Source organism: Streptomyces sp. NPDC001135 (assembly GCF_053598395.1).
Genome location: NZ_JBSFKD010000007.1, coordinates 133,428 through 157,928 on the forward strand (window position 1 = coordinate 133,428; position 24,501 = coordinate 157,928).

Consider the following 24,501-nt stretch of genomic DNA (forward strand, 5'->3'; position numbering starts at 1 on the left):
CCCGCGAGTCGCGCAAAGTCGCATAAGTCACGCAAAGCCGCGGAAAAGGGAGAGCCCGATGTCAGCAGCCGAGGGTCCGCTCGTCGTCGGCGTGGACACATCAACGCAGTCCACGAAGGCGCTGGTCGTGGACGCGGCCACCGGCCAGGTGGTGGCGAGCGGCCAGGCGCCGCACACCGTGTCCTCCGGCGCGGGCCGCGAGAGTGACCCCCGTCAGTGGTGGGACGCGCTGTGCGAGACACTGCGCCAGTGCGGGGACGCGGCACACGAGGCGGCCGCGGTGTCGATCGGCGGCCAGCAGCACGGCCTGGTCACCCTGGACGAGCGCGGCGAACCGGTGCGGCCGGCGCTGCTGTGGAACGACGTCCGCTCGGCACCGCAGGCCCGCCGGCTGGTGGAGGAACTCGGCGGGCCGAAGGCCTGGGCGGAGCGCACCGGCAGCGTGCCCGGCGCGTCGTTCACGGTCACCAAGTGGGCCTGGCTGGCCGAGCACGAGCCGGAATCCGTCCGCGCGACCAGGGCGGTACGGCTCCCCCACGACTACCTCACCGAGCGCCTGACCGGGCAGGGCACCACCGACCGCGGCGACGCGTCCGGCACCGGCTGGTGGGCGTCCGGCACGGAGGGGTACGACGCGGAGACCCTCGCGCACGTCGGTCTCGACCCGGCGCTGCTGCCCCGTGTGGTGCGGCCGGGAGAAGTCGCCGGCACCGTGCGCGACAGCCACGACCTGCCGTTCTCCAAGGGCACGCTGGTCGCCCCCGGCACCGGTGACAACGCGGCGGCGGCACTCGGTCTCGGGCTGCGGCCCGGCACCCCGGTGCTCAGCCTCGGCACGTCCGGCACGGTGTACGCCGTCTCCAGACACCGCCCGGCCGATCCGACCGGCACGGTGGCGGGGTTCGCCGACGCCCACGGGGACTGGCTGCCCCTGGCCTGCACCCTGAACTGCACGCTCGCGGTGGACCGCGTCGCGGCGCTGCTGGGCCTGGACCGTGAGGCGGTGGAGCCCGGCGGCTCCGTGACCCTGCTGCCGTACCTGGACGGCGAGCGCACCCCGAACCTGCCGCACGCCTCCGGTCTGCTGCACGGCCTGCGCCACGACACGACCGCCGGGCAACTGCTGCAGGCCGCGTACGACGGCGCCGTGCACGCGCTGCTCGACGCGCTCGAGCTGGTCCTCGACGAGGACGCGGACCGCGACAGCCCGCTGCTGCTGATCGGCGGCGGGGCCCGGGGTACGGCGTGGCAGCAAACCGTACGGCGGCTGTCGGGAAGGCCCGTCCAGGTCCCGGAGGCCAGGGAACTGGTCGCCCTGGGGGCCGCGGCACAGGCCGCCGGCCTGCTCACCGGCGAGGACCCGGCCGCGGTGGCCCGCCGCTGGAACACGGCCGCGGGCCCGGTGCTGGACGCCGTGGAGCGGGACCAGGAGACCCTGGAGCGGATCACCGGGGTACTCTCCGACGCGGCCCCGCTGCTGGAGCGGGGGACGGACACCACGCCGCACGGATGAGCCGGGCGGCAGACACCGGGGATCGACTCCAGGCATGACCGCACCGCTGCACGAGGGCCGCCCGCCGGGCACCGGCCGCGCCCTGCCGGACACCCAGCAGGGCATGCGCCGGCGCAACCTGGCCCGCGTGATGCACGCCGTCAGCGCCGAGGGTTCGCTGTCGCGGGCCGCGGTCGCCTCACGCATCGGGCTGACGCGGGCGGCCGTGTCGACGCTCGTGGACGAGCTGATCCGCTGGGGGCTGCTGGAGGAACTGGGTCCGGAGCGGCCGGGCCGGGTGGGCCGGCCCGGGTCGGCGCTCGCGGTGAGCGGCCGCGGTCCGGCCGGAATCGGGGCCGAGATCGGCGTCGACCACCTCGCGGTGTGCGCGGTCGACCTGCGTGGCACGGTGCGCGCGCGGGCCGTGCGGCACGGAGCGAACCGGGGCCGCGCGCCCGCACCGGTGGTCGAGGAGCTGACCGGGCTGGTGCGCCGGGTCGTCGCCGAGGCGGAGCGGGAGTCGCTGTGGCCCGCGGGACTCGCCGTCGCCGTGCCCGGACTGGTGGCGCGGGACGGCCGTACGGTCGTACGCGCCCCGAACCTCGACTGGCACGACACGGACCTCGGCGCCCTTCTGCCCGGCGAATGGCCGCTGACCGTGGACAACGAGGCGAACTTCGGCGCGCTCGCGGAGTTGTGGCTCGGTGACGGCACACCGCATGACTTCCTGCACGTGTCGGCCGAGATCGGCATCGGCGCCGCGGTCGTCGTGGACGGCGGACTGCTGCGCGGCACCCGCGGCTTCGCGGGCGAGCTCGGTCACGTACCCGTACGGCCGGACGGGCCGCCCTGTCCCTGCGGCGGCCGGGGCTGCCTGGAGCAGTACGCGGGCGAGGAGGCCGTGCTGCGTGCGGCGGGGCTGGAGCCGGGCGAGGATCTGGTGGGTCTGCTCGCCGGGCGTGCCGAGCAGGGTGACGAGGACGTCCGGGCCGCTCTGCGGGACGCCGGCACGGCGCTCGGCATCGCGCTGACCGGGGCGGTGAATCTCCTCGACCCCGAGACGGTGGTCCTCGGTGGCGCCCTGGCCGGACTCTCTCCCTGGCTGTTGCCGTCCCTGGAGACGGAGCTCGCGGACCGGACGGCGGGACCGGCCTGCCCGGTGGCGGTGTCCCGACTGGGTCCGCAGGGCCCGCTGCTGGGCGCGGCGCACTCGGTCGTCCGGGATGTGCTGGACGATCCGGCGATGGTGGCGGAACGATCCTGAGGTCCGTCGCCGGGCCTGTGGGATCCGGGCCGGGGGGGCCGCCCGCTGGGGACAAACGGCCCGGCAACGACCGGTGTTCACCCGATCGGGTGGCTGGGTTTTCCACATGTGGGGGCTTCTCCACGGAACCGGCGCGCACCCTTCTGCCCAACCCACCCGCGCCGTACCGTGATTCACGCGAGGCGCAGCCGACGGATCGTCAGCATCGGCTGCGGCCGGACGGTTGACGGAGCGGTTGACGGGCTTTCACGCGTCGGGTGGCAGTGGGCTGACAGGCATCGGGGGACACACATGCACGAGGAGACGACCGGGGCGCTGCGGCGCGACGCCGTCGGGTTGCGCGAGGTGCTGTTCCAGAGCGTCACGGCCATGGCGCCGGCCGCCGCGGTGGCCGCCTCGATTCCGGCCGGCGCCGCCTTCGCGGGCGGCAGCCTGCCGCTGGCGGTGCTGGTCGCCCTGGTGGCCTGTCTGTTCACCGCGTCCTGCGTGGCCGAGCTGGCCCGGGAGCTGCCCGCGGCGGGCTCGGTGGCCACGTATGCGGCACGGGGCCTGCACCCTGCCGTCGGCTTTCTCGTCGGCTGGGGTTACGTCTTCGTGGAGATGCTGGTCCCGCCTCTGCTCCTGCTGCAGCTGGGATTCACGGCGGCGGGCACGCTGCACGAGGAGTGGTCCTCGTATCCGGTGGGTCTGTGGTGGCCGTGGTCCCTGGCGGGGACCGGTGTGATCGCCGTCGCCGGTTACCTCGACGTCCGCGCCTCGGCCCGCTTCGGCACCGTCCTCGGCGTCTTCGAGATCCTGGTCTTCCTGGTGTTCGCGGTCCTGCTCATCGGCAAGGCGGGCAGTGCCAACACCCTGTCGGTGTTCGGTGCTTCGCACACCGCCGACGGTTATGCCGGGCTCGGCGGCGTGTTCGCCGGGTCCGTGTACACGGTGCTGGCGTTCGCCGGGTTCGAGGCGGCGGCGCCGCTCGCCGAGGAGACACGCGACCCCAGGCGGACGATGCACCGCGCGGTCCTGGGAGCGGCCCTGGGGATCGGTCTGTTCTACGTGATCACGACCTACGCGATGACCGTCTACTTCGGCCCGGACCGCTTCGCGAGGTTCGGCGCCTCGGGCGAGGCGTCCTGGGACGGTGTCGCCCGGGCCTCCTTCGGACTCTTCTGGGTCCTGGTGTTCCTGGCGGTGATCAACTCCACGATCGCCAATGCCAACGCGTGCGCCAGCGTCTCGACCCGTACGGCCTTCGCCCTGGCGAGGATCCGGGTCCTGCCCCGCCTGCTCGCCACGCTCCACCCCCGGCACCGCTCCCCCGTGGCCGGTATGGCGCTGCAGACCCTCGTGGCGGTCGGGGCGGTGCTGGGGCTCGGTTTCGGCTACGACCCCGTGACCGGTTTCCTGCTGCTCGCCACGGTGATCGTCACGGTCGTCGTCGGTGTCTACATCGTCGTGAACCTCGCCTGCGCCGGCTACTTCCTGCGCGCCGGCCGGGCGGTTCTGAAGCCGGTACGGCACCTGCTGTTCCCGGTGCTCGGCATCGCGGCCTTCCTGCCCGCCCTGCTGACGGCCGCCGGCCTCCCGGTCTTCGACTTCGTCACCCGACTGACCGCCCCGGTGTCCTACGCGGGCCCGGTCGTCGGGGTCTGGATGGCGGCGGGCGCAGTGGTGCTGCTCCTGCTGATACGACGGCACCCCGAGCGCATAGCCGAGACCGGGCGGGTGCACCTCGACGCCCACGACCCGGCCGGCGACCGGCAGGACGGGCCCGTTCCCCGCTGACCTCCCGTCACACCCCGTACCGAGCCGCAGCACACCCCGTCCCACGACCGCCCCCGTCAGAAGGGACCACCTCCACGATGACCGACCCCCGGATCCTCACCGTGCGCCCGGAACCGGACGCCTACGCCTGGACGTTCGGCGGTGCGCCGCCGTTGGCCCGGATCGCACCCGGCACGGTTCTCGACCTGTACACGGAGGACTGTTTCGCCGGGCGGGTGCGCTCGGAGAAGGACCTCGTCTCCGAGGTCTGCGAGTTCCCGTTCCTCAATCCGCAGACCGGCCCCTTCCGCATCGAGGGCGCCGAGCCCGGCGACACCGTGGCCGTGCACTTCGTGTCGATCGAGCCGGCCCGCGACTGGGCGGCGTCGACGACGGTCCCGCTCTTCGGCGCGCTCACCTCGACCCACACCACGGCCACGCTGCAGCCCCCGCTGCCGGAGCGCGTCTGGATCTGGCAGCTGGACCGCACGCGGCGCACCGCCTTGTTCCAGGCACAGGACAGCGACATCGAGGTGGAGCTGCCCCTGGACCCCATGCACGGCACGGTGGGCGTGGCACCGGCCAATCTGGAGGTACGCTCCGCTCTGGTCCCGGACGCCCACGGCGGCAACATGGACACCCCCGAGATGCGGGCCGGCGTCACGTGCTACCTGGGCGTCAACGTCGAGGGCGCCCTGCTCAGCCTCGGCGACGGACACGCCCGGCAGGGCGAGGGCGAGACCTGCGGCGTGGCCGTGGAGTGCGCGATGAACACCGTGGTGGTCGTGGAACTCCTCAAGGACGTCGCCACCCCGTGGCCCCGGCTGGAGTCGGACACCCACATCATCTCGACCGGCTCGGCGCGACCGCTGGAGGACGCTTTCCGGATATCGCAGGTGGATCTGGTGCAGTGGCTGGCGCGCGACTACGGGTTCAGTGAGCCGGACGCGTACCAATTCGCAACCCAGGCGGTCGAATCGCCGTTGGCCAACGTGTGTGACACGAACTACACGTGTGTGGCCAAGCTCCGCAAGGAATGGCTGCCGGCGCGCGAGACGTACCGCGGCGTGCACGCCCGGCTGCGCGAGACCGCCCGAGCACTGCGCCGTTGACGCCGACGCCGTTCCCGTAGGCGCCTCCCCCCACCCCTCCCCCCACCTTCGAAAGGCACCGCCGATGGACATGGACCCGGCCGGCCCCGCACAGCCGAGAGATCCGGCACCACCAGCGAGACAGGGACAGCCGCACCTGAACAGACGTCGGCTGCTGAAGGGCGCGGCGCTCGCCGCCGTCCCCTACGCGCTGCTCCCCGACCCCCGCGCCGGCGCGCAGCCCGAGGCCGTCGACTACCCGTCCGCCGAGTGGCAGCCGGCGAGCGCCTCCAACTACACGGCGTCCGACCGCCCCGGCGACTACGCCATCGACCGCGTGATCATCCATGTCACGCAGGAGACGTACGCCAACACGCTGGCGATCTTCGCCAATCCGCAGAAGAAGGTGTCCGCGCACTATCTGGTCCGCTCGGCGGACGGGCACATCGCCCAGTGCGTGCACGAGGCCGACATCGCCTGGCACGCGGGGAACTGGGACTACAACACCCGCAGCATCGGCATCGAGCACGAAGGGTGGGTGAACCAGCCGGCCTACTTCACCAACGCCCTCTACGAGAAGTCGGCGAAGCTCACGGCGGCGATCTGCACCAAGTACGGCATCCCGAAGGACAGGGAGCACATCATCGGCCACTACCAGGTACCCGGTACCGACCACACCGACCCGGGCCCCGGCTGGGACTGGGTCCGCTACGTGAGGCTGGTCAACTTCGCCTGACCGGAAGACCATGGGCGAAGGACCGACATCAGGACCGACATCACCGTTTCACCGTCCGGGGAGGCCCGATTTGACCGATCCGTGGGTGGCCCTGGAGCCGGGGGCCGACCCCGCCGAGCGGGTCCGTGTGCTGCGCAGGGCGCACGAGACGTTCACCACGGTGGGCACGGTGCCGCGCCCGGTGCGGTCGGTCGTGGCGGAGTCGTGGCGGCGCAGCGCGCGGGCCGGTGTCGTACCGGACGGCACCGCCGGCGTGGAACTGACCGACGCCGACCTCGGCGCGTACCGGGCGGAGCACCCGCTGGCCAGGGTGATGCCTCTGTTCCGGGAGCTGATGGGTACGTTCGCCGCCGACGGGGAGCACCTGCTGGCGGTGTGCGACGCGCAGGGCAGGCTGCTGTGGGTCGAGGGCCACCGGGGGACCCGGCGCCGGGCGGACGGGATGAACTTCGTCCCAGGTGCGCGCTGGTCCGAGAGCGCGGTCGGCACCAACGCGCCGGGGACCGCGGTCGCCGTGGACCGGCCGGTGCAGGTGTTCGCCGCGGAGCACTTCATACGCCGGGTCCAGCCGTGGACCTGCGCGGCGGCCCCGGTGCACGATCCGCGCACCGGCCGGGTCCTGGGCGCCGTGGACATCACCGGCGGGGACGGTCTGGCGCATCCGCACAGTCTGGGCTTCGTGCGGGCGGTGGCGCGGGCCGCGGAGGCGCAGCTCGCGCTGCTCGCACCGCCGCCGGGCACCGCGGGCCCGCCGCTGCTCGGCGCGCTGGGCCGGGACGAGGCCGAACTCGTCCGGGACGGCCGTCGGATCCGGCTCAGCCGCCGGCACAGCGAGATCCTCGTCCTGCTCGCCCGGCACCCTGAGGGGCTGGCCGGTGACGAGCTGCTGTGCGCCCTGTACGCGGACGAGTCGGTGACCCCGGTGACCCTGCGTGCCGAACTCGCCCGCCTGCGCAGGCTGCTGGGGCCGGGCCTGCTCGCCTCGCGGCCGTACCGGCTCACGGCCGCGGTCGAGTCGGACGTCACCGCGGTGGAGCGGTGGCTGGAGGCGGGGGCGGTCACGGCTGCCGCGGAGGCGTACACCGGTCCGCTGCTGCCCGCTTCGCAGGCCCCGGCGATCGTACGGCTGCGGGACCGTCTCACCGACGGGCTGCGGACCGCACTGATCGCGCACGGCGACCCGGACCTGCTGGCCCACTGGGCGCACGCCGCCTGGGGTGAGGACGACCTCGAGGTGTGGCGGGCACTCGCCGCGGTACGGCCCACGCCGCCGGTGCGGGCCCGGCTCGCCGCACTGGAGGCCGAGCTGGCGGCACCGGCCGGCCGGGCACCGGGAGGGACCCGCGGCGCAACGTACTTGCAACGTCCCCCCGCCTAGCCTCCCGCCGAGAGCTGCCCAACGGCGGGCAGCGCTGCACCGGGAGGCAGACCAGCATGACTCGTTACGCGGCGCCGGGCACCGAGGGCGCGATCGTCTCCTACCAGGCGCGCTACGACCACTTCATCGGCGGGGAGTACGTGCCGCCGCTGCGCGGGCAGTACTTCGAGAACCCGTCGCCGGTCAACGGGCAGCCGTTCACCGAGATCGCGCGCGGCACGGCGGAGGACGTCGAGCGGGCGCTGGACGCGGCGCACGAGGCCGCACCGGGGTGGGGCCGTACGCCGGTGGCGGAGCGTTCCGACATCCTGCTGCGGATCGCCGACCGCATGGCGGCCAACCTCGAAGCCCTCGCGGTGGCGGAGAGCTGGGAGAACGGCAAGCCGGTGCGGGAGACGCTGGCGGCCGACATCCCGCTGGCGATCGACCACTTCCGTTACTTCGCGGGGGCGATCCGGGCGCAGGAGGGCTCGCTCGGCGAGATCGACGACGACACGGTGGCCTACCACTTCCACGAGCCGCTCGGGGTCGTCGCGCAGATCATCCCGTGGAACTTCCCGATCCTGATGGCGGCGTGGAAGCTCGCGCCGGCGCTCGCCGCGGGCAACGCGGTCGTGCTCAAGCCCGCCGAGCAGACCCCGGCCTCCATCCACTACTGGGTCGGCCTCATCGCGGACCTGCTGCCGCCCGGTGTGCTGAACATCGTCAACGGCTTCGGCGTGGAGGCGGGCAAGCCGCTGGCGTCCAGCCCGCGCGTGGCGAAGGTCGCGTTCACCGGGGAGACCACGACCGGGCGGCTGATCATGCAGTACGCCTCCGAGAACATCAAGCCGGTCACCCTGGAACTCGGCGGCAAGTCGCCGAACATCTTCTTCGACGACGTGTGGGCCCACGACGACGACTTCCGCGACAAGGCCCTCGAGGGCTTCACCATGTTCGCGCTCAACCAGGGCGAGGTGTGCACCTGCCCGTCCCGGGCGCTGATCCAGCGCGGCCACTACGCTGAGTTCCTGCAGGCCGCGGTCGAACGGACGCGGCTGATCAAGCCGGGGCACCCGCTCGACACCGACACGATGATCGGCGCCCAGGCCTCCAACGACCAGCTCGAGAAGATCCTCTCCTACCTGGACATCGGCCGGCAGGAGGGCGCGAAGGTGCTCACCGGCGGCGAACGCGTCGAGTACGACGGCGAGCTGAAGGGCGGCTACTACGTCCAGCCGACCATCTTCGAAGGCGACAACCGCATGCGGATCTTCCAGGAGGAGATCTTCGGCCCGGTCGTCTCGGTGACCTCCTTCGACGACTTCGACGACGCCATAAAGATCGCCAACGACACGCTGTACGGCCTCGGCGCGGGCGTCTGGACCCGGGACGCCACCACCGCCTACCGCGCCGGCCGCGCGATCCAGGCGGGCCGCGTGTGGACCAACTGCTACCACGCCTACCCGGCGCACGCGGCGTTCGGCGGCTACAAGCAGTCCGGGATCGGCCGCGAGACACACAAGATGATGCTGGAGCACTACCAGCAGACGAAGAACTTGCTGGTGTCGTACTCACCCAAGAAGCTCGGCTTCTTCTAGAGCAAGAAGTCGACTGCCTCAAGCGAGCGGTGGGCAACAGCCCTCTTCGGATCGGACTGAGTCTGCTCTGCGGGCGCCTGCGATCAGGCCGCGGTGGCAGGGCGTGAACTGCCGTGGAAGACCTGACGTGTGTGCCAGTCGCGGTGAGCGGCGGCAACAGGGCTTGCGCCTGGCTGCGGGCCGATGAGTGGACGGCCCGCGAGCGCTACGACGTGCTCGCGGGCCGCGGGGCTGTGGCCCACGAAGTGTTGCGAGACCTGGATGCGGTGGCCGTCGCTGACACCGAGAACACCCTTGTCGAACAGCTTGTGGTGCAGCGAGCACAGGCACAGCCCGTTGTCGACGTCGTCGGGGCCGCCGAACGCCCACCACCGCACGTGCGCGGCCTCCAGACCGACCGGCACCGCGCCGATCCGGCCGTCGTAACCACAGAAGGCACACCGGTATTCGTAGGCGGTCAGCACTAGTTCCCGCATTCGCCGGTCCCGCTGTCTGCGCGCGGCCGAAAGTTGCCGGGTCTCCGCCGGTTCCAGATCCAGGCCGACGGCTTCGCACAACTCGGCGTGGAGCGAAGGCGGGAAGTGCAGGTCGAGCAGCAATCGGGCGAGTCTGCCGAGCAGTTCCGGTTCGCGTCGTATCGCTGCCCTCAGATCCGGCGCGAGCCGCCCGGTGGCACCCGTCTCCCTGAGATCCCGCACGCCGCTTCCGGGACTGCCGGACCCGCGATCGGTTCGTACTTCCCAAACACCGTCGCCGACCAGGTGGTGGAACGGGTAGGCGGGCGTCGTCTTGTTCGGTGGCCCGTACTCGGTCAGCAGCCGTTGCAGGTCCTGCTCCACCGCGGTGTACCGCAGGCCGCTCTCCGTGTCCTCCTGGAATCGGCCGAGGGCGTACAGGAGCAGCAACGGCTTGTGCGGGGCACGGGTTCCGTTCCTGGTCCACTGCCTCAGCTTCGCGACGCGTGCCAGCCAGTCCATGGCTGGTGATCATAGTGATGTCGCCGAACTGACGGCCCACCTCTACGTCCGCTCCGTCAAGGGCACCGCCGGCCCCCCGTTACCGGGGCACCCAGTCCCGCCACCAGGGCCGCATCGAGGCCGGCGGCGTACAATAGCCGGTAGCCGCACGGCGCTTGAGCGAGCGCACCTCGTGCACAGGGCCGTCGTCCGCCCACCCCTTGCCTTCGGTGACCACCCCGCCCGACGGATTCAGCGCCCCCCACCAGGCGTGACCACCCCCGGTGTCCTGGTGCGTACCACGGCGTCTGAGGAGCGAAATGAGGAGCCCCTCCCTGCTCCGGATGAGCGGGAAGGGGCTCCCCTTAGTGATCGAAGTGCTCAATCACGAACTGCCAGATGGCCCTGGCTGCCAATGCCACGCTCAGGCGCGCGGCAAAGGCCCGGATGAGCCGCTTCGAGCGGGTTTTGTATTCGCCCACTTTTATCACCTCCCCCCACCCGCCGCCCCCTAAGGGCCTCGGTGCGGCAATGGGGGCACCCAGACGAGTGCCCCTCTGCCTGCCGTCCCGGGCCGACGGGCGCCGGCGGGTGGGGAGGACGTCCAGCTTGACACAAGCCAGCTGGAATCAGGGGCAGTTGGGCGAAACAGACAGTTCTCCCTTACGACCCTTCGTGGGTCGCGATCAAGAAGAACAGCAGGCCCGGCGCTCGGCGTTCCCCACCTCGGATGCTCCACCGGCGTCGGCTACGCCCGCCGTCGCCAGGGGGAAGCGCGACCCCGAGGCCGGCCACGTTCCGCGCGCCGGAGCCGACTGGAGCGCCCAGCCCGGCAGCTCCTGGGAAGGGGTCCGGTGGAGCATGAGGTCACGGCACGTCAGCGGGATCCAGGGTCCTCGCAGATCGCGTCGTACCTGTCCCGGCCGGATGCGACGCTCACCGGCGTCCTCGGTGTCCGGGGGCGCTTCACACCCCACCGCCCAGCGTTCCGCTTTCTGGCTGACGGAACGAGCAACCGCATCGGAGCGTGGACCTATCGCGATCTGAAGCGGCACTCCGACGCTGTGGCGGCGCGGTTGAGGTCCGAAGGGCACAGCGACGACCGCGTGGTGTTGGCCGGACAGCCCGGACCGCGGTTCGTGGCGGGGCCGCCGCCGACGCGGGGAGGGACGTACTCGTCGGATATCTCGACGACCCCGTCCGAGAACGGCGGCGCCGGCCGGGCGACGACCTGGTCAGCGTGATGGTGCGGGACCGTGATACCGGCGGAGCACTGAGTGAGGAGGAACTCGTCGCCAGCCTGGTGATGTTCCTGATCGCCGGTGTGCAGAGCCCCAGCGACGACCGGCCACCACGACACCAGCAAGGCCCGGAGCGCTGGTTTCGCTCCGGGCCTCGCCCGCTTCTACCGCACGACGCGGCCCATCACAGCGTCGCGGTCGTCCCCTCCCCGGACGCGCTGCCTGCGAGCCACTGGTCCCATCCCAGGTTGAAGGCGGCGTAGCCGTTGTCGGCCGCGGCCTTGGCACGGGGCGAGCCGGTGATGGTGACGGGGTCGCCCTGCTTGATCTGGCCGTAGAACCACTTGGCGTCCGACAGGGACAGGTGGACGCAGCCGTGCGAGCCGCGGGCACTGCCGCTGCCCGGGTTGGGGTCACCGGTCGAGTAGTGCACGTACGTGCCGGACTGGGTCAGGTGGATGTCCCAGGGCAGCGTCAGGTCGTAGTAGTTGGGGCTGCCCTTGTCACAGCTGATACCGACGCTGCAGGAGGTCATGTGGACCTTCTCCTCCTTGTCGATGACGGCCATCGTGCCGTTCCACGTCGGATACTGGGCGCTGCCCGCATTGATCGACAGGGTGCGCACGGCCTTCCCGTTCCGGGACACCTTCATGGTGTGGCCGGTCACCGAGACGTCCGCGCGCACGTCGTCGCCGATCGTGAAGGTGTGCGTGTAGTTGCGCACGCCGTAGCGTCCGTTGCCGTTGCTGACGCCGTTCATGTCGGCGTCGATCTTCACCTTCGTACCGGAGGGCCAGTACGTCTTCGGCCGCCAGTCGGCGCGCTTGTCGCCGAACCAGTGCCAGGCGCCTGCCACCGGCTGCGAGGCGCTCACCTTCATGTGCTTCTCCACCGTGGCCCGCGCCTTGGCCGCCACCGGGTTCGTGAAGACCACCGAGATCGGCATGGCCACGCCGACCGTGGCTCCCGACTGCGGGGTGATCGTGTCCAGCAGCATCGGCGGACCCGCGGGCTTCGTCGGTGACGGAGAGGCGCTCGCACTCGGCTTGCCCGACGCCTTTGCGTCACCCCCGCTCGCCTTGTCGCTGCCACCCCCACCACATGCACTCGCGCCCACCAGCACCACACCCGTCACGAGTGCGATCCCTATGCCGCTCTTGCGCCGCCCCACGACCTGCCCCGCTCTCTCGCGCTTCGGCCCTGACGGGCCCGACTCACCTGTCAGACAGTGAGAGCACCGGCCACAGTTGCACGCGTCGTGTAAAACATGTCTCAAAACTCGGTGCCCCGCTGCGGGCTGACGGCCGGCGGTACCGGCGGATGTCCGGACAGACACCTTGAAAACGGCTCCGCCTCCCCGTGGATGTCGCACCACCCGTTTCAGCGGCGGCCGGTCAGGCCGGATGGGCGGCGGCACGGTCCGGGCCACTGCACGCCCTTGACGTGAGGGATTCACGGTCCGTGGAGGCCGTCGTGGCGGAGACGGAACCGCGCGTCGTCATCGACGCCACGAGCGGCGGAGCCGACTGGGCGGTGACGGCGGAGGGGCCCGTCCGGGTGGCGTTGGCCGCTGCGCGGTACGGCCGTCGGCTGGTCCATGTGTCGAGCGACGCGGTGTTCTCCGGGCCGGCGTCCGCTACGCGGAGTCGCGGCTGCCCGACCCTGTCACCCCCTACGGCGCGGCAAAGGCCGCGGTCGAGACCGGTGTCCGCCTCGTGCACCCGAGCGCCGTCATCGCCGCACGTCTCTGATCATCGGCGACCAGCGTTCCCCGCACGTGCGCCTGGTGCCCGACCTGGCGTCGGGCCGGCGGGCCGGGACGCTCTTCACGGACGACATCCGCTGTCCCATCCATGTGGGTGCACCCGAGGAACCTGATCGGCGTGCCGCTGCCGGCCGCCCGATGAACCCCCGGAACCACCGGAATTCCCGGGGCCCGTTGGGCGGAAAGGCCGGCCGACTCTCTGGAGCGTCAGTGGCGGTCAGTATCGTGCCGCTCGTGATGGTGGGAACCGAGGAGACGCGGCTGATCGTCGTGCGCGGCAACAGCGCCTCCGGGAAGTCGTCCGTCGCGGCCGGTCTGCGCGAGCGGTTCGGCCGCAATCTGGCCCTGGTCGGCCAGGACACCATGCCCCGCGTCGTGCTGCGCGAGCGCGACCGGCCCGGCGCAGCCAACATCGGTTTGATCGGCATGACCGCTCGCTACGCACTGGACGCCGGATTCCACACGGTCGTCGAGGGGATCCTGTATGCCGACCGTTACGGCGCGATGCTCGAGGACCTCGTGCGCGACCACCGGGGCATCTCTCGCTGCTACTACGCTGCTACTACCTGGACGTGCCGCTTCAGGAAACGCTCCTCCGGCACGCGACGAAGCCCGATCTGGCATACCTGCCCCAGGTCACCGACCAGCACCTGCGTGAGTGGTATCGCGAACGGGACCTGCAGCCCAGCGGGATCGAGACGGTCGTCGACGCCGGCAGCACCCTGGACGGGACCGTGGAGCGCATCTCCTTCAGGAGCCGCGGGACGACCTCGTTGGAGGCGGTGGCGGCCCGGTTCCGGCGTTCACTCCGGTTCAAGCCGTGCGGCACGGGACCGGGACCGGCCAGGATCCGCAGAGCACCGCAGGCGGTCAGCCCCGTCGGCTCCGCGCGGATCGGCAGGGCCTCGATGACGGCCGTGGAAGTCCTTCAGCCGATGAAGTCCGACACGAGGGGGCCGGCGACCGACCGGAACTCCTCGAAGTACGCGTGCCGAGCACCCCGCAGCAGTTCGAGCCGTGCCCCGGGGATGCGCCGCGCCAGCAGCGCGGCGTTCGCGGTGGGGTTGAGGAGGTCGTCGGTACCGTGCACGACGAGGGTCGGGCAGGAGAGCCGCGGCAGGACGTCCCAGGTGTCGTGACCGTCGCTGGCCGCCAGGTGCCGCCTACGGGCGAAGGCCGGCATCGCGGGGTCGCCGAGGGTGCGGTACGGGCCGGGGTGGGCGGCGCGCCAGGCGGGTGTGTACATCAGGTCGAGCAGCGCCGCGCGCCGGGCGGCCGGATCCGGGGCGGCCAGCGCCCGGCGTACGGTGTCGTCGCGCTCGACCGCGTGCGGCCCTCCGGGGGAGGTGCACCCGAGGACGAGGGACCGCACGCGGTGCGGCTGGTCCAGGGCCAGCCACTGCGCGACGCGGCCTCCCATCGACGTGCCGTAGACGTCGGCCCGCTCGATCCCGAGCTCGTCGAGGACCGCACGCACGTCGTCGGCGAGCAGCCTGGTGCTGTACGGCTCGTCCGGCTTGTCGCTGTCGCCGGTGCCTCGGTAGTCGACGGTGAGGGTGCTGCGGACGGCGTGGAAGTCGTCGCGGACGCCGTCCCACCAGTGGTGGTCGTTGGCCTGCCCGGCGAGCAGGATCAGCGGTGAACCGGTCCCCCGGAGCTGGTAGGCGATGCGTGTCCCGTCCGCGGCCTCGGCGTACGACATCCCCATGGTCCCTTCCCTCAGTGTCCCCGGGGACGCTACATCGTTGTCCTCGAGCCCTTGGAGCGGGCCGGCTCGGCGGTGGGCTCGTTGTGCGCGGGGGGCGGGCCGTAGTGGAGCGGGGAGGCGTCGGCCGCCCGGCAGATCGGTGACCATGACGTCTCGGACCGCCACCGGTTCCCCGGTGGCTCCGCTGCCCACCGGTCATGTCGGCGAAGCGCCGCTGGGTACGACGGTCGGGAGCGGAGCAGGCGCTTTCGGAGCGGGCGCTTTCGGGGCGGGCGGGCGATGCTGGTGAGCGGACAGCCCTGCGAGTAGGGCAGGAGGCTCGGCCAGGTGACCGCCGTCAACCCGATGAACAGCGCCTCGGTGCTGGCCGCCTTCGGCGCGCTCGGCGTCCTGGTGGTGGTCTTCGCGGAGTCCGGTCTGCTGGTCGTCGGCTTCTTCCTGCCCGGTGACACCCTGCTGTTTCCGGCCGGAGTGCTGTGCGCCGGCACGGCGCAGCAGGCGCCCCGGCTGGCGCTGTGGCAGGTGCTGCTGTGCGCGGCGGTCGGGGCGGTGGCCGGCGGACAGGTCGGGTATCTGATCGGGCGGCGCGGCGGACGGGCCCTGCTCGCCCGTACCTCGAGCCGGCGGGTCAAGACGGCGGCGGTGCGGGCCGAGGAGCTGCTGGCGCGGTACGGCTACGGGAAGGCGCTGGTCATCGGCAGGTTCGTGCCCTTGCTGCGGACCGTTCTGCACCCGGTGGCCGGCGCGCTCGGGGTGCCCGTGCGGACCTTCACGCTCTGGCAGACCGTGGGCGGGGTGCTGTGGTCGCAGCTGCTCGTCCTCGCCGGGTACACCCTCGGTAGCTCGGTCCCGCACGTCGACGACTACCTGCTTCCGCTGGTCGCCGTCGTCGTGGTGCTGTCGATGCTTCCGCTCCTGCTCGAGGCCCGCCGCACCCGCCGCGACCAGCGCGCCCGCCGCTGAGCGAGCAAGAACCGGCAGCTCCGCCACGTCGGTGTCGGACGCCTCCAGCGGATCGTCGGCCGGCACCGTCTGGTCCGCGCGGTGACCGACGGCAAGCCACCCGCCCGGTCCTCCTCCTCCCCGGCGCCCCAGGAAGGGGTGACGGTCATGGCCCGCAGCACCCGCAGCGGCGTCAGGGCCTGGTCGGGGCCGTGCGGTGGCGGGGGGAGACCGGCGGGGCGGCGGTGCCGGGCGCCGGGCATCACCCGCAGCGGCGGGTACGGCGCCCTGGGCCAGTCGGAGCCGAGGACGCCCCACACACCGGCCTCCCACCGATCACGGCAGCGGAACGCCCGCCCGGCACGCTCCGCGCCGAGCGGCGCGAACCACCCGTACGGTGTCGGGGCGGTCTCGATGTGGTCGCCCCGGTCGTGTCCCGGTCGTCCGTCTCCCGGACCCTCCGCCTTCCCAGGCCCGGTGGAGGGCCGCGACGACCTGGGTGCGCCACCGCGGGCGGCCGCTCGGGGGCCGTGGTGTTCCAGACCGCCGACAGACGACCGCCCACCGCGGACCGTCGACAGACGACCGTCGACGGTCGACAGACGACTGCCGACAGGCGACAGGCGACAGGCGACAGGCGACAGGCGACAGGCGACAGGCGACAGGCGACAGGCGACAGGCGACAGGCGACAGGCGACAGGCGACAGCAAGGACCTGCCCCATCGGCCCGTCCGCCGCACGCGCCGAGGTGAGCCCCGGCTCAATGCAGAGGCTCGGTGCAGCGGGCCCGGGGCGGTGGCCCGGGGCCGGGCGGATCAGCGGGGTTTGCGGCCCCTGGGTCGTTTGCGGTTGACACGGTCGGGGCGCTGGATCGTGTGCAGTTCGCCGATCGCCGCGCGGACGTGGGCCGGGTCGCCCCGTCGGGAGCCGCCCGCGCACCACCAGGACGGCCGTCCGCCGACCTCGCGCGGGTGCATGCCGAGGTCATGGACGGTGCACAGGGGCCACGCCCGCCACAGACGCTCCGTCACCGTCCCCTGGGCGGCGTCGGCGACGGCCATCAGCGCCTCGGCGGCGGACTGCGTCGGGGTCAAGGAGCCGCCCTGTGCTTCACCGTTGGAGAGAGCGACATGGACGTGTTCGTCCGGGTCCCCTGGCTCGGGGTAGGCGATCAGGCGCAGCGGACGCTGGTCGGGGACGGTCACCGCCAGGTCTCGGTTGACGGCCGCCAGCGCCTCGTCCCACAGCGGGTACTCACCGGCGAGCACGAGGCGCGGTTCGGGCAGACCGAAGAAGGCGCACATGAGCACATCATCACAAACACGCGGCGCACTGCGCCGGCCGCCCACGGGGCCGTGCCCCGTGCCGGGACCCTACGACGCGTTCTGGACGGGGCGGTGACGAGCCGTGAGACTGGACGGTGTCCGGCGCCCCGCGCCCCGGCTCCACAGGAACGGTGACCCATGGACGAGGCTGTCCCCCGTGTCGAACTCACCCCTCGGGCCGCGGATCTGGTGCGGCGGCTGCACGCCGAACACGGTCCGCTGATGTTCCACCAGTCCGGCGGCTGCTGCGACGGCAGCGCGCCCATGTGCTACCCGGACGGGGAGTTCCGTACCGGTGACGCGGACGTGCTGCTCGCGGAGCTGGCGGTGGACGGGGTGACCGATCCCGTCACCTTCTGGATGTCCCGGAGCCAGTACCAGGCGTGGAGCCACACCCGGCTGATCGTGGACGTCGTCCCCGGACGGGGCAGCGGCTTCTCACTGGAGGCACCCGAGGGGGTGCGTTTTCTCACCCGTTCTCGCGTAGTCGACGCCTAGTCGGCCCGGCGGTCGCCGCGCTCTGGTCCACTGCCCCGTAGGACCGTACGGCACCCGTACGGCAAAGCCCGTACGGCAGGGACAGTTGACGAGACATCAGGGGGCACGGTGATCAGACGTCGCAGGCGTTCGGCAGCGGGCAGAGCGGTTCTCACGGTGGTCACGGCGTTCGGTGTGCTGGCCGGTGCGGCCCTGGCGGGGGCGGCACCGGCCGGTGCCGCCCCCGCCGGCGAGCGGATCGCACCGGGCGTCACCTACCGGCAGTTCGACGTCGAAGCGGGCGCGGGCACGGCACACGCTCATCTCCTCACGGTGGACCTGGCCAATCCGCACGTCCGTGTGGGCCTGCTGCACCCGGGCGCGGTGGCGGCCCGGGCCACCGTCTCCGTGATGGCGGACTCGGCCGGGGCGGTCGCCGGGGTCAACGGTGACTTCTTCCACATCACCGAGACCCAGCACCCGGGTGTGGTCGCCACCGGCGCGAGTGTCGGACCGGCGATCGCGGACGGGCGGGTGCTCAAGGCGGCGGTGCCGAACGGGCAGCGGTTCGGGCCCACGCTGCCTCCGGGGACGAACACCCGGGACGTCTTCGGCGTCGGCACCGACCGGCGGGCGCGGCTGGACCGCCTCTCCCTCGTCGGCCACGTCGCCACGCCGGAGGGCACGTTCGCGCTGAAGGGCCTCAACCAGTACGCCCTCGCGGAGAACTCCGTCGGCGCCTTCACCTCGCGCTGGGGCAGCGCCTCCCGGATGCGCGCGGTGTGCGGCAGCGACACCCAGCGGTCGGCGCCGTGCAGCACCGACACGTACGAGGTGAGGGTCCAGGGCGGCCGGGTGGTCTCCGCCTCCGACACGCCAGGCAGCGGGGCGATCGAGGCGGACACCACGGTCCTCGTGGGTCGCGAGGAGGGTGCGCAGCAGCTGCGCAAGCTGTCTCTCGGTGACGCGGTGACCGTGACGCACGCCCTGGTGGCGGCCTCGTCCGGGGTGCCGTACGCGTGCGCGATCGGCGGGTTTCCGGTCCTGCGGGACGGCGAGGCCCTGTCCGGTCTGGACGATGTCACCTCGACGATGCGCACGGTGGTGGGCTTCAAGGGCGGCGGACAGCAGCTGCTGATCCTGGCGCTGGACGGGGCCGCCGCCTACCGGACCGGTATGACGGTCGCGGAGGAGGCGGCCACCATGCGCTCGTTGGGTGCGTCCGATGCGTTCAACCTGGACGGCGGCGGTTCGACGGAGCTGGTCACCCGTGACGGCGGAGCGAGCGCCGTGACGGTTCGCAACCATCCGAGCACGGGCGCCGAGCGCCCGGTCGCCAACGGGATCGGGGTCTTCTCCACCCCCTGATCCACCCCTGATCCGGGGCCTTATCCGGGGCCGGAATCAGGGCCTACATCATGGCCGCAGGCTGCTCACCAGCTCGGCGGTCGTCATGAGCCCGCTGTGGATGGTGGGCGCCATGCTCGTGCCGGCCAGGAAGAAGCCGAGCAGCATGCAGACCACGGCGTGGGACATCTTCAACGCGCAGTTGCGAATGAAGATCACGGCCAGGATCAGGAGCAACAGCACCACAGAGATGGAAACGGCCATCGGAAACCTCCTCCGCCGCGCCCCTTGAGCGGCGTTCGGCCGCAAGTGTGGCGTAGCGGAGGGTTTGTCCGGGCTGCTGACGTGTCCCCCAAACGTGTGATGTCACTCGGTGGAGTTCGCCCTCTGTTCGCTTGTCGTCGCGTGGGACGTTCAGGGTCCCTGGAGATCCACCAACTCGGCCAGTGCCTCCCGGTGGGCCCCCGCCGTGCCGTAGGCGATCGAGTCGGCCTTGGCCCGCTTGAGGTACAGGTGGATCGGGTGCTCCCAGGTCATGCCGATCCCCCCGTGCAGCTGCAGCGCCTCCTCCACGGCGTGTACGGCCACGGGCGCGGCGTACGCCTGAGCGACGGCGACCGACACCTCCACTTCCTCACCGCAGGCCAGTGCGGCAGCCGAAGCCCGTGCGGCGGCCCGCAGGTTGACGACCTCCAGCCACAGCTGGGCGAGCCGGTGCTTGAGCGCCTGGAACCCGCCGACCGGCCGGTTGAACTGCTTGCGCTCCTTCAGATAGCGGACCGTCTCGGTCAGCGCCCAGTCGGCCACGCCGAGCTGCTCGGAGGCGAGCAGTCCGGCGGCGGCGAGCAGAGCCCGTCGTACGGCGGGTTCCGCCTCGCCGACTCGGCGGCCGGGAGCGCCCTGCAGCCGTACCGTCGCCACCGGCCGGGTCAGGTCCAGGGAGATCTGCGGGGTGATCGTCACGGCGTCGGCCGCAACGGCGTACAGGCCGCCGTCGTCGGCCGGGACGAGCAGGACGTCGGCCGCGACCGCGTCGGCGATGCCGGTCAACTCGCCGTGCAGGGCGCCGTTCTCCCTCCGTACGGTCTTCACCGCGGCACCCGGGGGTGTGTGCAGGCCGACCGCGAGGGCGCCGATGGTCCGGCCGGAGGCCAGCTGTCCGAGCAGTTCCTCGTCGCCGCAGGCCAGCAGGGCCTCGGTGGCCACGACCGCGCTGGTGAGATAGGGCACGGGTGCGACCGCGCGGCCCAGCTCCTCCAGGACGACGGCGACTTCGCGGGCCGAGGCACCCTGGCCGCCCTGCTCCTCGGGGACCAGGAGCCCGGCCAGGCCCATGCCCTCGGCGAGGGACTTCCACAGGGGGAGGTCGTGCGGGGTGTCCGACTCGGCGCGGGCGATGACGTCCGCCGCCGCGCAGTGGTCCGTGAGCAGGTCGCGGACGGCGGCCCGCAGCGCCTCTTCCTCCTCCGAGTACAGCAGATCGGTCATCGGGCCAGGTCCTTCCATGCGACGTCCTTGTCGGTGCGCGGCTCGGCGGGCAGGCCGAGGACCCGTTCGGCGACGATGTTCAGCAGGACCTCGCTGGTCCCGCCCTCGATGCTGTTGCCCTTGGAGCGCAGATAGCGGTAGCCGGCGTCACGGCCGGTGAAGTCGACCAGTTCGGGGCGGCGCATGGTCCAGTCGTCGTACAACAGGCCCTCTTCGCCGCGCAGTTCGATCTCCAGGCCGCTGATCTCCTGGTTGAGGCGGGCGAAGGCGAGCTTCATGCCGGAGCCCTCGTAGCCGGGCTGGCCGGCGACGAGCTGCTGGCGCAGGCGTTCGGCGGTGAGGCGGGAGACCTCGGCCTCGACCCACAGCTTCAGCAGCCGCTGGTGCAGTTCGTGGGTGCGCAGTTCGGGGCGTTCGCGCCAGGTCTTGGCGACCGGGCCGATCATGCCGCCTTCGCGGGGCAGGGCCATGCCGCCGATGGAGACGCGCTCGTTCATCAGCGTGGTCTGGGCGACCCGCCAGCCGTCACCGACCGCGCCGAGGCGGCGGGTGTCGGGGATGCGGACGTCGGTGAGGAAGACCTCGTTGAACTCGGCCTCGCCGGTGATCTGGCGCAGCGGCCGGACCTCGACGCCCGGGTCGGTCATGTCGCAGAGGAAGTAGGTGATGCCGGCGTGCTTGGGCACGTCCGGGTCGGTGCGCGCGATGAGGATGGCCCAGCGGGCGATGTGCGCGCTGGACGTCCAGACCTTCTGCCCGTTGACGACCCAGTCCTCGCCCTCGCGTACGGCCCGGGTGCCGAGCGCGGCGAGGTCGGAGCCGGCGCCGGGCTCGCTGAACAGCTGGCACCAGACCTCGTCCCCGGTCCACAGGGGCCGCAGGAAGCGCTGTTTCTGCTCGTCCGTGCCGTATTTGAGGATCGTCGGTGCGGCCATGCCGAGGCCGATGCCGATGCGCCGGGGGTCGTTGTCGGGGGCGCCCGCGGCCTCCAGTTCGGCGTCCACGACGGCCTGGAGGGCGCGCGGGGCACCGAGTCCGCCGAGGCCCTGCGGGTAGTGGACCCAGGCGAGGCCCGCGTCGAAGCGGGCGCGCAGGAAGTCCTGGCGGTCGGTGTCCGCCGGCGGGTGCGCGGCCAGCAACTCCCGTGTGCGGCGGCGCAGTTCTTCGGCGTCGGTCATGCTGCCTCCTCCATCACCACGGCGATCCGGCCGGTGGAGCGGCCGTCCGCCACCTTCTGCACGGCCACGGCGGCCTCGCTCAGCGGCACCCGCTCGCTCACCAGCGGCTTGATCGCGCCCCGGGCGGCCAGGTCGGTGAGCTGCTCGTGGCACTGCAGGACGAGCTTCGGGTTCTTGGTGTTGTACAGGCCCCAGTGGAGGCCCAGGATCGAGTAGTTCTTCACGAGGGCGTGGTTGAGGGCCGGGCTCGGGATGGTGCCGCCGGCGAAGCCGACGACGACGATCCGGCCCTCGAAGGCGACGAGCTTGGCGGACTGGGCGTAGGCCTCGCCGCCGACGGGGTCGTAGATCACGTCGGCGCCCCGGCCGCCGGTGGCCTCCTTCACGGCCGTGACCACGTCCTCGGAGCGGCGGTCGACGACCACGTCACAGCCCAGTTCGCGGGCCACGGCGGCCTTGTCCGCGCCGCCCACGACACCGATCACGGTGGCGCCGGCCGCCTTGCCGAGCTGTACGGCCGCGCTGCCCACGCCACCCGCGGCGGCGTGCACGAGCACGGTCTCCCCCGCCTCCAGCCGGGCGCGTCGGTGCAGGCCGAACCAGCCCGTCTGGTAGCCGATGTGCAGCGCGGCGGCCTCGGCGTCGTCCAGCGCGTCGGGCGCGGGCAGCAGGGCGCGGGCGTCGGCGAGGGCGTACTCGGCGAAACCGCCGTAGGGCAGGGCGGGGTTGGCGATCACGCGGCGGCCGTCCTCGGTCTCGCCGCAGATCTCCACGCCGGGCGTGAAGGGCAGCGGCGGGCGCACCTGGTACTGGCCGCGGCACAGCAGCACGTCCGGGAAGTTGATGTTGGCGGCGCGCACCCGCAGCAGCACCTGGCCGTCGCCGGGCGTGGGCCGCTCCACCTCCGCCAGGCGCATCACCTCGCTCGGCTCGCCGTTCTCGTGCACTTGCCATGCCTGCATGCGGGGCCTCCAGGGACTGCTTCGGCTGACCGGGTCCGACGGCATACTAAGCGGTCGCTTGCCATTGAGGGAACAGGAGGCGGCACCCGGCGTGCGTCGCGTCGGTCACGTCCGGGACGCCGGCCGCGCCCGTACGTGCATCCGCTCGCCCTGCGGCCCGAACAGGCTGAGGAACTCCACCGGCCCTTCGCCCGTCGACCCGAACCAGTGCGGTACGCGCGTGTCGAACTCGGCGGCCTCCCCCGCCGAGAGCACCACGTCGTGCTCGCCCAGGACCAGCCGCAGCCGGCCCGAGAGCACATACAGCCATTCGTAGCCCTCGTGGGTGCGCGGATCCGGCTCCTGGGTGCGCTGCGGTTCCAGCACCTTGAAGGCCTGGAGGCCGCCGGGCTGGCGGGTGAGCGGCCAGTGGGTGCGCCCACCACGCACGATCGGCTTGGACCGCACCCGCGGATCCCCCACCGGCGGCGCGCCGACCAGCTCGTCCAGCGGCACCTGGTGGGCCTGGGCGATCGGCAGCAGCAGTTCGAGGCTGGGCTTGCGCAGACCGGACTCCAGCCGGGAGAGGGTGCTCACGGAGATGCCGGTGGCCGCGGACAGCGCGGCCAGGGTCACCTCCCGTTCCTTGCGAAGGCGCCGCAACCGCGGGCCCACACCGGCGAGAACGTCGTCGGTACTCATGCCGGTATTGCAGATTCGGCAAACACGTTTGTCAATACCGAAGGGGCTGGACGACGGTCGGGGGCGGAGGTGGTCACATGACCGAGCACACCGGGAACACCGAGAACTACGAGGTGGTCGTCGTCGGAGGCGGAGCCGCCGGGCTGTCCGCCGCGCTGGTCCTCGGCCGGGCCCGGCGCCGCACGCTGGTGGTCGACGCGGGCGAGCCGCGCAACGGACCGTCCGCGCACCTGCACGGCTATCTGTCCCGCGACGGCATGTCGCCGGCCGAGTTCCTGGCGGTCGGTCGCGAGGAGATCGCCCGGTACGGCGTGCGGCTGGTCCGCGACCGGGTCGTGGACGCGGGCCGGGACGGCGCGGGCTTCACGGCACGGCTGGCGGGCGGCCGGACCGTACGGGCCCGGCAGCTGGTGATCGCGACCGGCCTGAGGGACGAGCTGCCGGACGTTCCCGGACTTGCCGAGCGGTTCGGGCGGGACGTGCTGCACTGCCCGTACTGCCACGGCTGGGAGGCCCGTGACCTGCCGACCGGCGTGCTCGCGACCTCGCCGCTGAGCGTGCACCAGGCGCTGATGGTGACCCGGTGGTCGAAGGACGTGCGGTTCTTCCTGCACGAGGTGAGCGAGTCGCAGCTGACGGACGACGACCTGCGCCGGCTGGCCGCCGCCGGGGTCACGGTCGTGCCCGGGAAGGTCGCGGAACTCGTCGTCGCCGAAGACCGGCTCACCGGGGTCCGGCTCACCGAGGGAGGGACGGTCCACGACCGCGAGGTGCTGTACGCCGCTCCGCGCGCCGTCCCGCACAACGCCCTGTTCGTGCGGCTGGGCGCCGAGCTGCGCGAGACCCCGTTCGGCGCCTACCCGGTGATCGACGAGCGGGGCCTGACGACCGTGCCCGGCCTGTGGACGGCGGGCAACGCGAGCGGCTTCGCGGAGCAGGTGGTCAACGCGGCGAGCCGGGGGTACCGGGCGGGGGCGGCGATCAACGGGGAGTTGCTGATGGCGGACCTGGACGGCAGCGCCCCGTAAGGGCGCGGGACCGTGTCCGAGATGCGGCTGCCGCCGCCCGGGGGTGCGGCCGGCCACGGCGCACCGCACGCAAGGAACTGCGCGTCCGGCGGAACGTGGTGCACCCT

21 protein-coding genes and 1 pseudogene are annotated in these 24,501 nt (G+C 72.3%); 12 read left to right on the plus strand and 10 right to left on the minus strand.

Annotation, left to right across the window (positions count from 1 at the left end; all coding sequences use genetic code 11):
* Positions 1-58 precede the first annotated feature (58 nt).
* The 7 genes from xylB (at position 59) to adh (ending at position 9,296) form a co-directional block, all read left to right on the plus strand.
* A complete protein-coding gene (gene xylB, locus ACWC94_RS11785; protein WP_450796356.1) occupies positions 59-1,513 on the plus strand; it encodes a xylulokinase in 1,455 nt (484 codons plus the stop codon).
* Positions 1,514-1,547: 34 nt separating this feature from the next.
* Positions 1,548-2,756, plus strand: coding sequence for an ROK family protein (locus ACWC94_RS11790; RefSeq protein ID WP_450796357.1), 1,209 nt, complete (start codon positions 1,548-1,550; stop codon positions 2,754-2,756).
* Positions 2,757-3,047: 291 nt separating this feature from the next.
* Entirely contained in the window at positions 3,048-4,532 is a 1,485-nt protein-coding gene (locus ACWC94_RS11795) for an APC family permease (protein WP_450796358.1), read from the plus strand.
* A 77-nt stretch (positions 4,533-4,609) separates the two neighbouring features.
* Positions 4,610-5,623 (plus strand): acetamidase/formamidase family protein, encoded by a 1,014-nt coding sequence (locus ACWC94_RS11800; protein ID WP_450796359.1) that lies wholly within the window; start codon positions 4,610-4,612, stop codon positions 5,621-5,623.
* A 70-nt stretch (positions 5,624-5,693) separates the two neighbouring features.
* Complete coding sequence (locus ACWC94_RS11805) at positions 5,694-6,338, plus strand: N-acetylmuramoyl-L-alanine amidase (RefSeq protein ID WP_450796467.1); 645 nt, start codon at positions 5,694-5,696, stop codon at positions 6,336-6,338.
* 70 nt (positions 6,339-6,408) lie between these two features.
* The gene (locus ACWC94_RS11810; protein ID WP_450796360.1) at positions 6,409-7,716 is read left to right on the plus strand and encodes a GAF domain-containing protein; all 1,308 of its coding nucleotides are present in this window, start codon (positions 6,409-6,411) and stop codon (positions 7,714-7,716) included.
* Positions 7,717-7,772: 56 nt separating this feature from the next.
* Positions 7,773-9,296: an aldehyde dehydrogenase gene (gene adh / locus ACWC94_RS11815; protein WP_450796361.1), complete on the plus strand. Its 1,524-nt coding sequence runs from the start codon at positions 7,773-7,775 to the stop codon at positions 9,294-9,296.
* 83 nt (positions 9,297-9,379) lie between these two features.
* Here the strand turns inward: adh and ACWC94_RS11820 are convergent, their stop codons facing one another.
* Both ACWC94_RS11820 and ACWC94_RS11825 read right to left on the minus strand, forming a co-directional pair.
* Positions 9,380-10,273: a phosphorothioated DNA-binding restriction endonuclease gene (locus ACWC94_RS11820; RefSeq protein ID WP_450796362.1), complete on the minus strand. Its 894-nt coding sequence runs from the start codon at positions 10,271-10,273 to the stop codon at positions 9,380-9,382.
* A gap of 1,404 nt (positions 10,274-11,677) precedes the next feature.
* Positions 11,678-12,664: a L,D-transpeptidase gene (locus ACWC94_RS11825; RefSeq protein WP_450796363.1), complete on the minus strand. Its 987-nt coding sequence runs from the start codon at positions 12,662-12,664 to the stop codon at positions 11,678-11,680.
* Between the two features lie 188 nt (positions 12,665-12,852).
* On the opposite strand from ACWC94_RS11825, the pseudogene ACWC94_RS11830 reads away from it, so the two are divergent.
* Positions 12,853-13,351: pseudogene (locus tag ACWC94_RS11830) on the plus strand (sugar nucleotide-binding protein); the annotation flags it as partial.
* Positions 13,352-13,465: 114 nt separating this feature from the next.
* Here ACWC94_RS11830 and ACWC94_RS11835 read toward each other — a convergent pair.
* Together ACWC94_RS11835 and ACWC94_RS11840 are read right to left on the minus strand one after the other, a co-directional pair.
* Positions 13,466-13,789, minus strand: coding sequence for a hypothetical protein (locus ACWC94_RS11835; RefSeq protein WP_450796473.1), 324 nt, complete (start codon positions 13,787-13,789; stop codon positions 13,466-13,468).
* Between the two features lie 397 nt (positions 13,790-14,186).
* Complete coding sequence (locus ACWC94_RS11840) at positions 14,187-14,960, minus strand: alpha/beta fold hydrolase (protein WP_450796468.1); 774 nt, start codon at positions 14,958-14,960, stop codon at positions 14,187-14,189.
* Positions 14,961-15,293: 333 nt separating this feature from the next.
* Between ACWC94_RS11840 and ACWC94_RS11845 the strand changes: the two genes are divergently transcribed.
* Positions 15,294-15,929: a DedA family protein gene (locus ACWC94_RS11845; protein ID WP_450796364.1), complete on the plus strand. Its 636-nt coding sequence runs from the start codon at positions 15,294-15,296 to the stop codon at positions 15,927-15,929.
* A 794-nt stretch (positions 15,930-16,723) separates the two neighbouring features.
* On the opposite strand, the gene ACWC94_RS11850 is transcribed toward ACWC94_RS11845, so the two are convergent.
* The gene (locus ACWC94_RS11850; RefSeq protein ID WP_450796365.1) at positions 16,724-17,212 is read right to left on the minus strand and encodes a hypothetical protein; all 489 of its coding nucleotides are present in this window, start codon (positions 17,210-17,212) and stop codon (positions 16,724-16,726) included.
* 159 nt (positions 17,213-17,371) lie between these two features.
* Between ACWC94_RS11850 and ACWC94_RS11855 the strand changes: the two genes are divergently transcribed.
* Together ACWC94_RS11855 and ACWC94_RS11860 are read left to right on the plus strand one after the other, a co-directional pair.
* Complete coding sequence (locus tag ACWC94_RS11855) at positions 17,372-17,731, plus strand: DUF779 domain-containing protein (protein WP_450796366.1); 360 nt, start codon at positions 17,372-17,374, stop codon at positions 17,729-17,731.
* A 156-nt stretch (positions 17,732-17,887) separates the two neighbouring features.
* The gene (locus tag ACWC94_RS11860; protein ID WP_450796367.1) at positions 17,888-19,078 is read left to right on the plus strand and encodes a phosphodiester glycosidase family protein; all 1,191 of its coding nucleotides are present in this window, start codon (positions 17,888-17,890) and stop codon (positions 19,076-19,078) included.
* Between the two features lie 48 nt (positions 19,079-19,126).
* Here ACWC94_RS11860 and ACWC94_RS11865 read toward each other — a convergent pair whose 3' ends face one another.
* The 5 genes from ACWC94_RS11865 to ACWC94_RS11885 all read right to left on the minus strand — a co-directional run bounded on the left by ACWC94_RS11865 (position 19,127) and on the right by ACWC94_RS11885 (position 23,366).
* A complete protein-coding gene (locus tag ACWC94_RS11865; RefSeq protein WP_450796368.1) occupies positions 19,127-19,321 on the minus strand; it encodes a hypothetical protein in 195 nt (64 codons plus the stop codon).
* Positions 19,322-19,471: 150 nt separating this feature from the next.
* On the minus strand, positions 19,472-20,545 hold the full coding sequence (locus ACWC94_RS11870; RefSeq protein WP_450796369.1) for an acyl-CoA dehydrogenase family protein: 1,074 nt from the start codon (positions 20,543-20,545) through the stop codon (positions 19,472-19,474).
* A complete protein-coding gene (locus ACWC94_RS11875) occupies positions 20,542-21,723 on the minus strand; it encodes an acyl-CoA dehydrogenase family protein (protein WP_450796370.1) in 1,182 nt (393 codons plus the stop codon). Before ACWC94_RS11875 ends, ACWC94_RS11870 begins: the two co-directional genes overlap by 4 nt.
* On the minus strand, positions 21,720-22,685 hold the full coding sequence (locus ACWC94_RS11880; RefSeq protein WP_450796371.1) for an NADPH:quinone oxidoreductase family protein: 966 nt from the start codon (positions 22,683-22,685) through the stop codon (positions 21,720-21,722). Before ACWC94_RS11880 ends, ACWC94_RS11875 begins: the two co-directional genes overlap by 4 nt.
* A gap of 105 nt (positions 22,686-22,790) precedes the next feature.
* Positions 22,791-23,366 (minus strand): helix-turn-helix domain-containing protein, encoded by a 576-nt coding sequence (locus tag ACWC94_RS11885; protein WP_450796372.1) that lies wholly within the window; start codon positions 23,364-23,366, stop codon positions 22,791-22,793.
* Positions 23,367-23,443: 77 nt separating this feature from the next.
* On the opposite strand from ACWC94_RS11885, the gene ACWC94_RS11890 reads away from it, so the two are divergent.
* The gene (locus tag ACWC94_RS11890) at positions 23,444-24,394 is read left to right on the plus strand and encodes an NAD(P)/FAD-dependent oxidoreductase (protein WP_450796373.1); all 951 of its coding nucleotides are present in this window, start codon (positions 23,444-23,446) and stop codon (positions 24,392-24,394) included.
* The last annotated feature ends 107 nt before the right edge of the window (positions 24,395-24,501 follow it).

Coding starts and splice junctions, on each gene's coding strand:
- ACWC94_RS11880 (WP_450796371.1), bottom strand. CDS start 22,685: ATGCAGGCATGGCAAGTGCACGAGAACGGCGAGCCGAGCGAGGTGATG.
- adh (WP_450796361.1), top strand. CDS start 7,773: ATGACTCGTTACGCGGCGCCGGGCACCGAGGGCGCGATCGTCTCCTAC.
- xylB (WP_450796356.1), top strand. CDS start 59: ATGTCAGCAGCCGAGGGTCCGCTCGTCGTCGGCGTGGACACATCAACG.
- ACWC94_RS11875 (WP_450796370.1), bottom strand. CDS start 21,723: ATGACCGACGCCGAAGAACTGCGCCGCCGCACACGGGAGTTGCTGGCC.
- ACWC94_RS11795 (WP_450796358.1), top strand. CDS start 3,048: ATGCACGAGGAGACGACCGGGGCGCTGCGGCGCGACGCCGTCGGGTTG.
- ACWC94_RS11820 (WP_450796362.1), bottom strand. CDS start 10,273: ATGGACTGGCTGGCACGCGTCGCGAAGCTGAGGCAGTGGACCAGGAAC.
- ACWC94_RS11870 (WP_450796369.1), bottom strand. CDS start 20,545: ATGACCGATCTGCTGTACTCGGAGGAGGAAGAGGCGCTGCGGGCCGCC.
- ACWC94_RS11790 (WP_450796357.1), top strand. CDS start 1,548: ATGACCGCACCGCTGCACGAGGGCCGCCCGCCGGGCACCGGCCGCGCC.
- ACWC94_RS11840 (WP_450796468.1), bottom strand. CDS start 14,960: ATGTCGTACGCCGAGGCCGCGGACGGGACACGCATCGCCTACCAGCTC.
- ACWC94_RS11805 (WP_450796467.1), top strand. CDS start 5,694: ATGGACCCGGCCGGCCCCGCACAGCCGAGAGATCCGGCACCACCAGCG.
- ACWC94_RS11800 (WP_450796359.1), top strand. CDS start 4,610: ATGACCGACCCCCGGATCCTCACCGTGCGCCCGGAACCGGACGCCTAC.
- ACWC94_RS11850 (WP_450796365.1), bottom strand. CDS start 17,212: ATGTGCGCCTTCTTCGGTCTGCCCGAACCGCGCCTCGTGCTCGCCGGT.
- ACWC94_RS11885 (WP_450796372.1), bottom strand. CDS start 23,366: ATGAGTACCGACGACGTTCTCGCCGGTGTGGGCCCGCGGTTGCGGCGC.
- ACWC94_RS11865 (WP_450796368.1), bottom strand. CDS start 19,321: ATGGCCGTTTCCATCTCTGTGGTGCTGTTGCTCCTGATCCTGGCCGTG.
- ACWC94_RS11855 (WP_450796366.1), top strand. CDS start 17,372: ATGGACGAGGCTGTCCCCCGTGTCGAACTCACCCCTCGGGCCGCGGAT.
- ACWC94_RS11890 (WP_450796373.1), top strand. CDS start 23,444: ATGACCGAGCACACCGGGAACACCGAGAACTACGAGGTGGTCGTCGTC.